At 61.6% G+C, this 635-nt stretch carries 1 protein-coding gene; it reads left to right on the plus strand.

Features of this window, described 5'->3' with window-relative positions:
• Window positions 1-203: 203 nt before the first annotated feature.
• The coding region (locus ACWTU8_RS31855) for a CreA family protein (RefSeq protein ID WP_455851257.1) at window positions 204-635 on the plus strand (432 nt) is incomplete at its 3' end.

The following is a 635-nucleotide window of genomic DNA, read 5'->3' on the forward strand; positions in this document are numbered from 1 at the left end:
GATAGAACGCATCATCACAAAAGTCCGTGTGCAGAAATCATCGCGCCGGCTCAATGCCGCGCCGGTGCGACAGTCTTAGCGGTTTGGCCTTGCGCAGGCAAAGTGCCGCGATGCCGCAACCGCGGTGGCGTTGACGCATCCGCTTGCAAAGCCGCACGACGCGTCCCACCTGATACCGGCAACTCGAACCGCAGGAGGCTCCTTTGCTCGAACTGGTTGGACGCGAACGGATTGGGCGAAAACTGATCGGCGGCGCCTTGGCCGCGTGCGTCGTGCTTGGCGCCGGCAGCGCCGTCGCCGAGGAAGTCGGCAAGGTCGGCGTCGACTGGGTCGGCAATGACATCATCGTCGAAGCAATCAAGGACCCGAAAGTGGATGGCGTGACCTGCCATGTCTCCTATTTCGACCGCAGCATCATCGACCGCCTGCACAAGGGCAACTGGTTCGAGGATCCCTCCGATTCGTCGATCTCCTGCCGCCAGACCGGCCCGATCACCATCGGCGACATCGACACGAGCGAGGGCGGCGAGGAGGTGTTCAAGCAAGGCCTCAGCCTGATCTGGAAGAAGCAGGTGGTGAACCGCATCTATGACAAGACCAACGAGACGCTGATCTATCTCTCGCATTCGCGCCAG

The organism is Mesorhizobium sp. BHbdii (assembly GCF_053848045.1).